The sequence below is a fragment of the Prochlorococcus marinus subsp. pastoris str. CCMP1986 genome, assembly GCF_000011465.1.
In the GTDB taxonomy this organism is placed as follows: Bacteria; Cyanobacteriota; Cyanobacteriia; order PCC-6307; family Cyanobiaceae; genus Prochlorococcus_A; species Prochlorococcus_A pastoris.
On record NC_005072.1, the window covers coordinates 713433 to 727318 of the forward strand.

Here is a 13886-nt window from a genome sequence, read left to right on the forward strand (position 1 = left end):
TTAAATTTCCCGTCGGATGGAGGCTAACCCGAAACTTATTCAAACATGGCTGTTGTATCACTATCTGAAATGATGGAAGCTGGTGCCCACTTTGGGCATCAAACTAGACGTTGGAATCCCAAAATGTCTAAATATATATATTGTGCGAGAAATGGGGTTCATATTATTGATCTTGTTAAGACTGCTCTATGTATGAATAACGCTTATAAGTGGACAAGGAATGCTGCAAAAAGTGGAAAAAGATTTCTTTTTGTAGGTACGAAGAAGCAAGCATCAGATGTTGTTGCTCAAGAAGCTGTTAGATGTGGTGCTGCTTATGTGAATCAGAGATGGTTAGGAGGTATGCTTACCAACTGGACTACTATGAAAGCAAGAATAGAAAGATTGAAAGATCTTGAGAGAATGGAAAGTAGTGGGGCTATCGCTATGCGACCAAAAAAAGAAGCGGCAGTTTTGAGACGAGAATTAGAACGCTTACAGAAGTATTTAGGCGGTCTTAAAGGTATGAGAAGACTACCTGATGTAGTTGTTCTTGTAGATCAAAGAAGAGAATCTAATGCTGTTCTTGAAGCTAGAAAATTAGACATTTCTTTAGTTTCAATGTTAGATACTAACTGTGATCCTGATTTGTGTGAAGTCCCTATTCCATGCAATGATGATGCAGTGAGATCTGTTCAACTTATTTTAGGGCGACTTGCAGATGCAATTAATGAGGGAAGAAAAGGTTCTAACGATCAAAGAAAAAATTAATTTATTTTCAAACTTTAATAAAAACAAAAACATTATCTTTTTAAATGGGAAACATTACAGCAAAACTTGTTAAGGATCTTAGAGATAAGACCGGAGCAGGAATGATGGATTGCAAAAAGGCTTTAAACGAGACAGATGGAAATGTTGAAAAAGCCTTAGAATGGTTAAGGAAGAAAGGTATAGCAAGTGCAGAAAAGAAATCAGGAAGAGTTGCTGCTGAAGGTTCTATTGGCAGTTATATACATACGGGTTCAAGGGTGGGTGTTCTTTTAGAACTAAATTGTGAAACTGATTTTGTTGCTAGAGGAGATATATTTCAATCTCTTTTAAAAGACGTATCTATGCAAGTTGCTGCATGTCCAAATGTAGAATATGTTTCTATTGATCAGATACCAAAAGATATAGTCGAAAAAGAGAAACAAATAGAAATGGGTAGAGATGATTTGTCTGGTAAACCAGAAAATATTAAAGAAAAAATTGTTGAGGGAAGAATAGCTAAAAGACTAAATGAGTTGGTCTTGCTTTCTCAACCTTACATAAAAGATAGTGCACTTACAGTTGAGGATCTTGTGAAACAAGCAGCAGCTAAAATCGGTGAAAATATCAAAGTTAGACGTTTTACTAGATATACATTAGGCGAGGGTATTGAAAAAAATGAGATGGACTTTGCTGATGAAGTCGCATCTTTAAAGTCAAACTAAAAAACTTGACCAATAGTATCAAAGGTAGAAATTCAAAAGAAGTTACAATTCAGCTAAAAAGGGCTGAAACCCAAAAAAATATATTAATAAAAAATATTTATAAAGAATATGAGACCTATTTTGATATCGTTAGAAAATCTATGCTTATCTCTGCTAAAAAAGGTATAGCTGGCATTTATTCTGATTTTTCTATTAGTGATAAAGCATTGCATTCAAAAGAATTAAATATATTTTTAAACAAAAATATTAGTCTGCTTATCAATTCAAAACTTCCATTTATAACTATTGAACAACTTAAGTTGGGAGATATTAGTTATCCTACAAAACAGTTAGTGAATGCAAGTGTCTTAAAAGAATTGGTAAAACGAAAAGAATATCAAACAGTTCATATTGATCATGAGAATGAAAAAACTGCTAACGAATCCATTGAATTTCATTGCGATAACAATTTAAATACATATGAATATTATGAATCTTTAAGTGAAGATGAAATTTCTTCTGTAAACTTAGATGAAAGTTGTTATTTAAATTCTTTTTCTAAAGAAATAAGTATTGAAAATATTGAAGAAGGGAAACGTTTAGTTAATGCTTTCCTTGAATTAATAGAAGAAACAAGTGATAATAAACTAATTGATTATGAAAAAATAAATGATCAAGCCCCTGATGTTTTTATCTCAAGTGATAATTTAAATACTTTTGAATTTATTGATAAATCATTTAGCAATTTTTTGTTGAATCTTTCATATAACATTAATTTAGAATTATTTAAAATAGAGTTAATAAAAAAAATTATAACTGAAGAAACTTTCAAATGTTTATCAAATAATAATTCTATAATTAAACATCCATACCCTTTTGTTATTAGATATGATTTGTATCCAGATAATTTATATCCAAGAAAAAATAAGTCTTCTGATGTTTATTTGTTTAATATAACTAATGTTGAATTAGAATTGTATAACTTAGATCTTTCAATCTGTAGAAATAATATAAATGATTTAAAAAATAGGTTTAAATTATTAAATAAAAAGCAAAGATATTGGAAAAATAAGGAACTTGCCTCAAATAGTTCAAAGTAATTAAAATTTAAATTTATCTTGTTGATAAAGTGACTAATAATGAAGAATATATTAATTTAATTAAGGATTGGATTAGACCACTTCAAAAAGCTCTTACGCTTGAATCAGAAAATAGATTTACTAATTTACTAGGAAAAAAACAATATTTTAATGATTATTTAAATAAGTCATTAAGTAATTTAAATAATTTGAAATTAACTAATGAATTTATTAAATTATTTGGTGAATTCTCAAGTAAATATTCTGAATATAATGACTTAGACATCAAACAAAGAAAAAGATTAGTAATTGATACTAGAAAAGGTCTACTGAAATTGGGTAAATCTATTAATTTAAATTATTCTAATAAATATACAGATAGTTATTATTCAAAAAACATAGATTCTAATCTATCCTTAAACTCAGACATTGGGTTAATAAAAAGTATTGGCAAGATTAATAAAAATAAGTTAAATGAATTAGGTATATATTGTATAAAAGACATAATTAATTATTTTCCACGAACTTATCTAGATTATACAAATAGAGTTAAAATAATTAATTTAAAACCTGATAATCTATATACCTGTATTGCAACTGTAAAAAAGTTTTACATTTATAAGAGTTCAAACAATAGTAATTTATCAATAATGAATATAGTGATATTTGATGAGACCTCCTCAATAAAAGTCACGAAATTTTTTTTAGGCAAGAGATTTAGATCTTATTCTTTTTTTTCTTCTCAGAAATCACTATATATTCCAGGTACTAAATTAGCGATATCTGGTAAAGTCAAATTATCTGAGTATGGAAAAAATTTTGTAGACCCGCAGATAGAAATTTTAAATACAAATGAAGAATCTTTTAATTTCTCTGGTAAGATTATGCCTTTATATTCGCTATCAGAATCATTCTCAAATTTAAGTTTTATAAGATTAATTAAAAGAGTAATTATTTATTCAAAACAATATCCAGATATACTCAATCAAAAACAACTTAACTTTTTATCTTTAGTTTCAAAAAGTGATTCTTTAATAAATATTCATTTACCTGTAAATCAGAATGCTTTGATAGAGTCAAAAAAACGATTAGTTTTCGATGAACTATTTCTATTGCAAATGAAGTTTTTATTAAGAAAAAGGAAGAATAATAAAAAATTAACTATTCAAAAATCTATTAAAAAGAATTTTTTACTTAAAGATTTTTTAAATAAAGTTCCTTTTCAATTAACAAAATCTCAGGAAAAAGTACTTGATGAAATTAAATCTGATTTATCAGATTTAACACCTATGTCGAGACTACTGCAAGGAGATGTTGGCAGTGGTAAAACTATTATTGCAATCGCAACTCTTTTAATTGAACTTGAAAAAGATCAACAAGGTGCATTAATGGTTCCGACTGAAGTACTTGCCACACAGCACTATAAAAATTTAATACAATTCTTGAACCCACTTTTAGTTTCTGTAGAACTTCTTACAGGTAATACCCCACAGAAAAAGAGAAAAGAAATACTTACAAACTTAAAAAATGGAATGGTAGATATTCTCGTAGGTACGCATGCATTATTTGAAGATAAAGTAGTTTTTAATTCATTAGGGATGGTAGTCATAGATGAACAGCATAGGTTTGGTGTTACACAAAGAAATCGATTACTTAACAAAGGAGATAATACTAATTTATTATCAATGACAGCTACTCCCATACCTAGGACTCTCGCGTTGTCACTATATGGTGATTTAGATATTAGTCAGATTACAGAACTCCCTCCAGGAAGAGTCCCAATAACAACAAAAATTATTTCAGAAGAAGAGTTAAATAAACTATTTAAACGTGTTGAGAATGAGATAGATAAAGGGAAGCAAGCTTATGTAATTTTGCCATTAATTGAAGATTCTGAAAAAATGAATTTAAGTTCTGCAAAAAAGATTTATCAATATTTATCAGAGGAAATTTTTTTAAAAAATAAGGTTGGACTATTACATGGAAAATTAAATTCTGAAGAGAAGAATAATGTCATTAATTCTTTTGTAAATAATGAAGTAAATATATTGGTCTCTACCACAGTTATTGAGGTAGGAATTGATGTGCCTAATGCTTCAATTATGATTATTTATAATTCAGAAAGATTTGGTTTGTCTCAATTACACCAGTTACGAGGGAGAGTTGGGAGAGGATCCCAAAAATCATTTTGTTACTTAGTGACTTCTGAAAATAATGGATTAGAAAATAAAAGGTTACGTGTATTAGAAAAATCTAATGATGGTTTTTATATCGCGGAAAAAGACTTGGAACTTAGAGGTCCTGGCCAACTCTTGGGATATAAGCAGTCGGGATTACCCGATTTTGTATTGGATAACTTACCAAATAATAAAGTTTTAATTGAAAAGGCTAGAGAAGAGGCTCAAAGGGTATTAAAGGAAGATCCTGACTTAAGAGAAAATATTTTATTAAAAGATTTGCTAATAGATAATTCTAACAATAAATTTATTCATGACTTCTTAAATTAAAACTTTTAATTGTTAATTTTTAAATTTATGCAAATATAAAATCAACAGACAAAGTTCATTGAAAATTTGGAATGAGATCCCAATTGAAGAGAATAAAGAGAAATTAATTGCAATACCAAGTTGTTTTAAATTTATTAATCCTCATCCTTACTATGATCTAGGTGCTCCTTATAATGAAAAAAAGTCCATTTGGAGATTAAGAGAAGAAGTTGTAAAGAGATTAATAAAAGTAAATGACTTTTTAAAATTAAAAAATAATAGTTTATCCCTTTTGATTTATGACAGTTGGCGTCCTATCGAAGTTCAAAAATTTATGTTTAATAGAGCTTTTATTTTGGAATGTGAAAGGCTAGATATTGATGCTTCTGAAAAAGATATGGAACGATATCCCATAGTTAAAAAAAATGTTGAGAAATTTTGGGCATATCCTTCGTTCGATGAAAGATGTCCACCACCACATTCAACTGGAGGTGCTTTAGATATCACTTTGGCCGATATGTATGGAAATATTATATATATGGGAAGTAATATTGATCAGATGGATGATAAATCAAAACCAGATTTTTATAATAACATTGACAATGAAGATGCAATTATCTGGAATGATAGAAGAAAGTTACTAAAAGAAATTATGATTAAATTTGAATTTGCGCAGCATCCAAATGAGTGGTGGCATTTTAGTTATGGAGATCAACTATGGGCTTGGAAGAATAGAAAGCCTAATGCTTTGTATGGGAAAATATGATATTTAATTTATCTCGCTTAGTAAATTTGTAATGAAAGATTCCGTTTGATTGTTAATAAAATCCCCAAAATCTTTTTCGGCGCTGCTTTTTTTCCATAATTCTAATAAAGGTTGAATGGTTCTTTCTAAATCATCAAGTTCCATTCTTTGCAAATATGGTTTAGCTAATCTTTGAAGGTTTTTACTTCCCCCCAACCATAGTTGATATTTATTCTGCCCACTCCCAACAAGAGCTAATTCTGCCATATAAGGTCTTGTACATCCATTAGGACATCCTGTCATTCTAAATAATATTGTCTTTTCTATATTCATATCAGTTAATAGGTTTTCTATTCTAGTTAGAACTTCAGGTAAAATTCTTTCAGCTTCGGTCATGGCTAGACCACAAAGAGGAAGTGCTGGACAAGCTAGAGCGTGTCTTTGAATTTCATTGATATCATTAAGATTGTCATATCCGATCTTTTTTAAGGCCTTTTTAATTTTGCTTTTGTTTTTATTGGGGATATTACAAAGCAAAATATCTTGATTAGGAGTAAGTCTTAAATAAAGGTCATTTTCTTTAACAAGATCTCTTATTAATGATTTCTTCTTTCCAGAAAGCCTTCCTGATAATAAAGGTAGTCCAACAAAAAAATAATCTTCATTTTGTTTATGCCAACCTAGATAATCAATTAATTTATTCTCTGGTTCTTTTCTTAAAGGCTTAATTTCTTTTCTAAAGTATTTATCTGAAAGTATTTTTTTAAACCATTTAATACCTTTTCTATGCAAAAGGTATTTCATTCTGGAATTTTTCCTTGATTTCCTATCTCCATAATCTCTTTGAATGGCAACGATACTTTGGATTAGTTCATATGTGTCTTTATTTTCAACATAACCAAGTGGATCTGCAATTCTTGCAAAGGTCTCTTCATTATTATGAGTTCGCCCCATACCTCCACCGATGTAAAAATTACATCCTTCGAATGATCCTTCTTTTGAGGTGAACGCAACTATTCCAATATCATTAGTGAGAAGGTCAACTGAATTATCACCTGGTACGGTAACAGCACATTTAAACTTTCTTGGTAAGTAGGTTGATCCATATAGAGGTTCTTTTTTAGTCCCGCTAAAAACATTCTCTTTGAACTGTAATTTCCTATTCTCTTCAATCTCTTTATCTGGTTTTATCGTGTATTCCAAATCCCCGTCAGCCCATAGCTCTAAAAAGGTTCCTTGCCCGGCCATAGGTGTTAAAAGATCAGCAACTTTTACTGCTAATGTTCTTGCGGTTATGTATTCTGCTGTTTCAAAAGGTGCGGCTGGAGCCATGACGTTTCTATTGATGTCCCCACAGGCAGCTAAAGTCGAGCCCATGGAATTTACAATAGATTTAATTACTTCCTTCAAATTATCTTTTCTGATCCCATGCATTTGGAAGGCTTGTCTAGTTGTCACCCTGAGTGTGCCATTTCCAAGCTTATCAGATAACTCATCTAGAGATAGAAATAAATTTCCTGGGATTTCCCCACCTGGACTTCTTAGTCTAAGCATCATCTGCCAATCTTTACTTTTACCAGGTTTTCTATTCTCTCTATTATCTTGTTGATAACTTCCATGGAATTTTAACAATTGAACGGCATCATTAGTAAAATGATCGCTTTCGTTTTTTAATTCGCTTGCAAGTGGCTCCTTGAGAAATTCGCTGCCTTTCTTGAAATTTTCAAATTTAGAAACCTCTAGACCATTTGCCAAACAAACTATCTCTTGTTTCGCGATCTCTTTTTTCTTTTTTACTTTTTCAACCTTGATCAAGGGACCAAAACATATCTCTTTTTATACATTAGCGAAAAGCTTATTTAACTGGTAGTAAATTATAGTTGTAATAGCCATAAATTATTCTTGTCTAAATATTTACTTGAGATAGGAACAGAAGAGTTACCATCAAAATTTTCTCATTCTGTAATAAACCAAATCAACTCTCTTATAGAATTTGAATTTGATAAGAAAATTATCAAATTTAATAATATTATTTGCACATCCACACCAAGAAGAATAGTTCTATTTCTAGAGGGATTAGTTGATCATGCGGATGATAAGACAGTAATAAGAAAAGGTCCAAAAGCTAATTCTGCATTTCTTAATGGCATACCAACTAATGCTGCTATAGGTTTTGCAAATAGTTTAGGAATTACTATAGATGACTTAGAAATAAGAGAAACAGAAAAGGGTGAGTTTGTATTTGGAACAAAAATTGAGAAAGGAGAATCTACAAGATCTTCTTTATCTTCAATAATCCCTAAAGTAATAAAAAATTTGCAAGGCCCTCGTTTTATGAAATGGGGAGGTGGAAGCTTTAAATTTTCAAGACCAATCAGATGGATAGTCTCACTCTACAACGATGAAATTCTTGATTTTGAATTTAATGAATGTGATCCTAAGATTTCCATAGGCAATACATCAAAAAGTCATAGATTAATTAATAAAGTTATTGAAATACATTCTCCAGATAATTATTTTGAATTAATGGCTAAGAATGGAGTTTTTGTTAAAAGAGAAGAAAGAAAAAAAGAAATTGTTAATCTCATAAATCAGGAATCTCAATTGGTGAATTTAGAGCCTGATCTTTCTGATAATTTACTTAACGAATTAACTGATTTAGTTGAGTCTGCTAATTTATTAACTAGTAACTTTGATAAGCAATTTCTTAATTTGCCTGTTGAGGTTCTCTCAACTGTAATGAAAAATCACCAAAGATATATTCCTCTTCTTAAAAAAAATAAAACATTTTCTAAATTAGATTTGAGTTCTGAAAAAGTTATAAGTACAAATTTCTTTGTGTTATCAAATGGTCTTAGAGAATCTAATAATATTATTTCTAAGGGAAATGAAAAAGTCTTAAGGGCTAGATTCTCTGATGCGAAGTTTTTTGTAGAGAGTGACAAAAAAGTTTCTTCTAAAGAAAGGAATGAAAAACTTAAAACTGTTTCTTATTTGAAAGGTATGGGTAATGTTTTTCAGAGAGTAAAACGAATTGAGGCTACCTCAGAAAAGATACTTAATTATTTGAATGATCAATCTTTAGATACTGAAAAAATTAAAGAAGCTGCAAAGTACTGTAAAAACGATTTGTGTAGTGAAATTGTTTATGAATTTCCTGAATTGCAAGGGATAATGGCGGGGAAATATTTACGTAATGAAGGTTTTAGCAAAGAAATTTGTATGGCTGTAGCAGAACATTATTTGCCTGGTTTTTATAAAGATGATTTACCCTCTACAAAATATGGAGCTATTATTTCTATCTCTGACAAAATAGAAACTTTGATAAGCATATTTATATCTGGGAAAAGACCAAGTGGTTCATCTGACCCATATGCACTAAGAAGAAATTTAAATGGGGTTATTCTAATTATTTGGCAATTTGAATTTGATTTGGATCTTGAAAATATTTTTGAGGAACTTCTTGAATATTGGAAAATTTCACTATCAAATTTGAAATTCGTGAAAGAAAAAGTTTTAAATGACTTAATTGAATTTACTAATCAAAGAATCGTAAGCCATCTTGATGAATTATCAATCAGTAAAGATCTAATTAAAGCCACTTGTTTTATTGATTTATCAGCTGAAAGAAAAATAATGAATATTTTGGATTTAAAAAATAGAATTAATACTATTAACAATCTTAAAGGGACACCAAATTTTTCTGAAATTCAAAAAGTTATCTCGAGAGTTAGTAAATTGGCTGAAAGTGGAAATCTTAAAACAACAATTTTTTCACACAAATATTATGTAAATCCAGATCTGTTCGAAAAACAATGTGAAAATAAAGTATTTGAATTCATCAAAGAATTAGAAGAAATTATTAAATTAAGTAATTGGGATTATTTTCAACTATTTAAATTGTTCGAGGATAATTCTAATAATCTTAATGAACTTTTTGATAACGAAAAGGGTGTTCTAATAATGACAGAAAATCTTGAAATTAGAAATAATCGTCTCAATTTATTAGGTTTGGTAAGGAACTACTCTTTAAAAATTGCTGACTTTACCCTTTTTAATTCTTAACTTTAATTCCACCTTTAATTGAATAGTTCTTTAACATTTTTTCAACTTCTTTTTCTTCTCTTACAGCACTATTAACTGGTTTATACTTTAGTGGTGCTAGTGCTTTTCCTCTTAAAATTGATCCAAGAGTAAGCATGGTAAGTTTAATTTGCTGAAGGGGTTTCATCGCAACAACTCGTTTATACAGGTAACTATCAAAAGTGAGTCTTTGAACATCCATGTCATCACACATTTCTACAAAAGCTTCTCTAGCCGAATCATTTCTATAAAAAATATTTTGAAGAATTTCTAGTACCTTGTAAGTTGTTCCATATTTTTTGTCCCATTTTTTTAAATAATTTTTTAAATCTTTTTCTGATGGAATTTCTTGCCCATTTTTTGAAGCTTCAACTATTTCTTCAGCACACATTCTTCCACTTTTAGCAGCAAAATAAATACCTTCTCCAGAGCTTTTTGTTACATAACCTGCTGCATCTCCTACCAGAGCCATTCTACCTACAACTCTTCGAGGTCTTGGATGCTCAGGAATAGGATGTGCTTCAACTTTTATAACTTCACCATTCACAAGCCTTTTTTTTGCTCTATTCCTTACTCCTTCTTGAAGGCCTTTTATTAAGGATTGGTTTTTTTGCATTGTACCTGTCCCGACTGCGACATGATCATATTTAGGAAATACCCAACCATAAAAATCAGGAGAAACATCTGTTCCTACATACATCTCCGCGAGATCTTCGTAGTAACTCATTTCTTCTTTAGGCAATTTAATTCTTTCTTGGAATGCAATTGCTACTTTGTAATCGCCAGCATCCATAGCTTTAGCAACTCTGCTGTTGGCCCCGTCAGCTCCTATTAAGAGATCTACAGTTAACTCTTTAAGTTCTCCTTTCTTGTCTCCAGAAGAAAAATCTGAATATGAAAGTTTGTATGGACCTTGATTATCATTCCCAGTATCAATTGAAGTAACTAATCCATTAATTAATGTTGCCCCAAGTTCAGAAGCTCTGTTTCTCATAAATGCATCCATTACCTCTCTTCTGCACATTCCTATATATTCATTATCACTTTTGCCATAAACATTATCCAAGCTAATATCAACTTCTCTATTAGAGGGAGATATCATTTTCATATGTCTTACTTTTCTATCTATAATAGTTTCTGGCAAGTCAAATTCCTCAACCATACAAAGAGGAATGGCTCCTCCACAAGGTTTTGCATTATCTAATTTTCTTTCAAAAAGCCAAGTTTTTATACCAGATTTAGCAAGTATTTCAGCAGCACATGAACCACTTGGTCCTCCACCGATAACAGCAACTCTCAACATATCAAAAAAAAATTGTATCCTATTAAAAAACTACATCAATTTTCTTATAAAAGTGCATTTCGTAAATTAATAGTTAATATCGAAATATCTTTTGAATTAATAATTTTATATTGAAAAAAAAGAATCCTATAAATGAAGATATTGAGATACAAGTTGCTGAAAGAATAATCTTAAATGAAAATAATTTTAAATTCAAGAAATATAATTTATTCATAGCTTTTTTTCTAATATTTTTATTACCTTTTATTGGCTTGGAAATTATTAGTAATTTTAAATTAAATCTGAATGGAGTTAATAAAGCCAAAAAATTTTTAAATAATGATCTTAGTATTTTGGGCCATTTACCCTACAAGGAAATTTCAAAAGAAAAATTGGTTTCTATTGAACCTAATATTCAAGTTCATATCGACATGAGTGAAGCTCTTCTTAAAATGAGGGAGGATGCTATAAAAGATGGAATATATTTGGTATTCCTAAGTGGTTATAGATCAATAAATTTGCAAAAAGAAATTTTTTATTCATTAAAATCTATGAGAAATCAGATTGCTGCTGAGAGGGCTAAGGTCTCAGCACCTCCTGGATATTCTGAGCACAGTACTGGCTTTGCTATTGATATTGGAGATGCTGATAAAAGAGAAACAGACTTTGAAGTTCAATTTGAGAACACGGATGCTTTTAGATGGCTTAAAAAAAATGCAGCTAAGTACCACTTCAAATTATCTTTTACACAAAATAATAAAAATGTTGATTATGAGCCTTGGCACTGGAGATATGAGGGGTCAATTGAAGCACTTAAAGTTTTTGAAGCATCAAATAGGAATTTGAAAAAGCTACAAAATTGAAATACTAATAACAATTTTTTATATGATTTTCAAAGTCTTATGGGCAAATCTTTCAGAATAAGCATTCTTTGAGTTAGCCTTAATATATTAATTATTGGTTTGCAATTTTTAGATGTCAGTTTCAATTAAAGAAATAAGAAATGTAGCAATTATAGCCCATGTAGATCATGGAAAAACAACCCTAGTCGATGCATTATTATCTCAATCTGGAATATTTAGAGATAACGAAGTAGTTCCAACTTGTGTAATGGATTCAAATGATCTCGAGAGAGAAAGAGGTATAACAATACTTTCAAAAAATACGGCTGTTAATTATAAAAACACGAGAATCAATATTATCGATACACCTGGACATGCTGACTTTGGAGGAGAGGTTGAGAGGGTTTTGGGCATGGTTGATGGTTGTTTATTAATCGTTGATGCTAATGAGGGTCCAATGCCACAAACAAGGTTTGTATTAAAAAAAGCTTTAGAAAAAGGTCTTAGACCTATAGTTTTTGTAAATAAAATTGATAGGCCTAGAGTAGTCCCAGAAATTGCTGTGGATAAAGTTCTTGATTTGTTCCTTGAATTAGGTGCAGATGATGATCAATGTGATTTTCCTTATTTATTCGGTAGTGGATTATCTGGTTTCGCAAAAGAAGAAATGGAATCTAATAATGATAATATGATGCCCCTTTTTGAAGCTATTCTTAGGCATGTTCCACCACCTGTAGGGGATCTAAACAAGCCTCTGCAGCTTCAAATTACAACTTTGGATTATTCTGATTTCTTAGGAAGAATTGTGATTGGAAAGATTCATAATGGAACTATAAAAAATGGCCAACAAGCAAGCCTAATAAAAGAAAGTGGGAAAACTATCAAGGGTAAAGTAAGTAAACTTTTAGGATTCGAAGGATTACAAAGAATTGATATTAATGAGGCCTTTGCAGGAGATATTGTTGCAGTTTCAGGTTTTGATGATGTAAATATTGGAGAAACGATTGCTTGTCCTGATTCTCCTCATCCACTTCCTTTAATTAAAGTTGACGAACCTACACTAAACATGACCTTTGTTGTGAATGATTCTCCATTTGCGGGTAAAGAAGGGAAATTCGTTACGAGTAGACAATTAAAAAATAGATTAGAGAGGGAATTATTAACTAACGTAGCCCTAAGAGTTGAAGAAACCGATTCTCCAGATAGATTTTCTGTCTCTGGGAGAGGTGAGCTTCATTTAGGGATTTTAATTGAAACAATGAGAAGAGAAGGTTTTGAATTCCAAATCTCGCAACCGCAAGTTATTTTTAGAGAAATTGATGATGTTCAATGCGAACCCATAGAAACATTAGTCTTAGATGTTCCAGAAGTAGCGGTTGGCTCTTGTATTGAAAAACTGGGATCAAGAAAAGCTGAGATGAAAAACATGCAGACAAGTTCAGATGGAAGAACCCAGTTAGAATTTCTTGTACCATCAAGAGGACTTATAGGATTTCGTGGTGAATTTGTTCGAATAACTAGAGGTGAAGGAATTATGAGTCACTCTTTTTATGAATATAAACCTAAAGCTGGAGATTTTGAAACGAGAAGAAATGGTGTTCTTATTTCTTTTGAAGAGGGTGTCGCTACTTTCTATGCTTTAAAAAATGCTGAAGATAGAGGTGTTTATTTTATCAAACCAGGAGTGAAAGTTTATAAAGGTATGATTATTGGCGAGAATAATAGGTCACAAGATTTAGAGTTAAATATCTGTAAAACAAAGCAATTGACTAATATGAGATCTGCTGGAGCAGAAGAGTTAGATACTTTACAATCTCCAGTTGATATTACACTTGAGAGAGCTCTTGAATATATAGGTCCTGATGAAATGTTAGAGGTGACGCCGGATTCAATAAGAATGAGGAAATTAAATAAAAAGAAGACAATGAAAAAATAAAAT

At 30.4% G+C, this 13886-nt stretch carries 10 protein-coding genes; 8 read left to right on the forward strand and 2 right to left on the reverse strand.

The window, feature by feature from the left end:
* Nucleotides 1–45 precede the first annotated feature (45 nt).
* Genes rpsB through TX50_RS04050 form a run of 5 tightly spaced genes read left to right on the forward strand, consistent with a single transcriptional unit; the run spans nucleotide 46 to nucleotide 5761 of the window.
* Nucleotides 46–750 carry a 30S ribosomal protein S2 gene (rpsB, locus tag TX50_RS04030; protein ID WP_011132387.1) on the forward strand — a complete coding sequence of 235 codons (705 nt, stop codon included), beginning with the start codon at nucleotides 46–48 and terminating at the stop codon, nucleotides 748–750.
* Between the two features lie 44 nt (nucleotides 751–794).
* The gene (gene tsf, locus TX50_RS04035) at nucleotides 795–1451 is read left to right on the forward strand and encodes a translation elongation factor Ts (protein WP_011132388.1); all 657 of its coding nucleotides are present in this window, start codon (nucleotides 795–797) and stop codon (nucleotides 1449–1451) included.
* Nucleotides 1452–1456: 5 nt separating this feature from the next.
* Nucleotides 1457–2530: a hypothetical protein gene (locus tag TX50_RS04040; protein WP_011132389.1), complete on the forward strand. Its 1074-nt coding sequence runs from the start codon at nucleotides 1457–1459 to the stop codon at nucleotides 2528–2530.
* A gap of 29 nt (nucleotides 2531–2559) precedes the next feature.
* Entirely contained in the window at nucleotides 2560–5016 is a 2457-nt protein-coding gene (recG, locus tag TX50_RS04045; RefSeq protein WP_011132390.1) for an ATP-dependent DNA helicase RecG, read from the forward strand.
* 58 nt (nucleotides 5017–5074) lie between these two features.
* Nucleotides 5075–5761, forward strand: coding sequence for a M15 family metallopeptidase (locus TX50_RS04050; RefSeq protein ID WP_011132391.1), 687 nt, complete (start codon nucleotides 5075–5077; stop codon nucleotides 5759–5761).
* A gap of 3 nt (nucleotides 5762–5764) precedes the next feature.
* Here the strand turns inward: TX50_RS04050 and TX50_RS04055 are convergent, their stop codons facing one another.
* Nucleotides 5765–7555, reverse strand: coding sequence for an NADPH-dependent assimilatory sulfite reductase hemoprotein subunit (locus TX50_RS04055; protein ID WP_011132392.1), 1791 nt, complete (start codon nucleotides 7553–7555; stop codon nucleotides 5765–5767).
* 87 nt (nucleotides 7556–7642) lie between these two features.
* Between TX50_RS04055 and glyS the strand changes: the two genes are divergently transcribed.
* The gene (gene glyS / locus TX50_RS04060; RefSeq protein ID WP_011132393.1) at nucleotides 7643–9805 is read left to right on the forward strand and encodes a glycine--tRNA ligase subunit beta; all 2163 of its coding nucleotides are present in this window, start codon (nucleotides 7643–7645) and stop codon (nucleotides 9803–9805) included.
* Here the strand turns inward: glyS and chlP are convergent.
* Nucleotides 9795–11126: a geranylgeranyl reductase gene (gene chlP, locus TX50_RS04065; protein ID WP_011132394.1), complete on the reverse strand. Its 1332-nt coding sequence runs from the start codon at nucleotides 11124–11126 to the stop codon at nucleotides 9795–9797. The genes glyS and chlP overlap by 11 nt on opposite strands.
* 110 nt (nucleotides 11127–11236) lie before the next feature.
* Between chlP and TX50_RS04070 the strand changes: the two genes are divergently transcribed.
* Both TX50_RS04070 and typA read left to right on the forward strand, forming a co-directional pair.
* A complete protein-coding gene (locus TX50_RS04070; protein WP_011132395.1) occupies nucleotides 11237–11968 on the forward strand; it encodes a M15 family metallopeptidase in 732 nt (243 codons plus the stop codon).
* A 112-nt stretch (nucleotides 11969–12080) separates the two neighbouring features.
* Nucleotides 12081–13883, forward strand: coding sequence for a translational GTPase TypA (typA, locus tag TX50_RS04075; RefSeq protein WP_011132396.1), 1803 nt, complete (start codon nucleotides 12081–12083; stop codon nucleotides 13881–13883).
* Nucleotides 13884–13886: the final 3 nt, after the last annotated feature.

Bases quoted from the DNA above. Each gene is read 5' to 3' on its own strand.
- rpsB (WP_011132387.1), top strand. From the start codon at position 46: ATGGCTGTTGTATCACTATCTGAAATGATGGAAGCTGGTGCCCACTTT.
- tsf (WP_011132388.1), top strand. From the start codon at position 795: ATGGGAAACATTACAGCAAAACTTGTTAAGGATCTTAGAGATAAGACC.
- chlP (WP_011132394.1), bottom strand. From the start codon at position 11,126: ATGTTGAGAGTTGCTGTTATCGGTGGAGGACCAAGTGGTTCATGTGCT.
- typA (WP_011132396.1), top strand. From the start codon at position 12,081: ATGTCAGTTTCAATTAAAGAAATAAGAAATGTAGCAATTATAGCCCAT.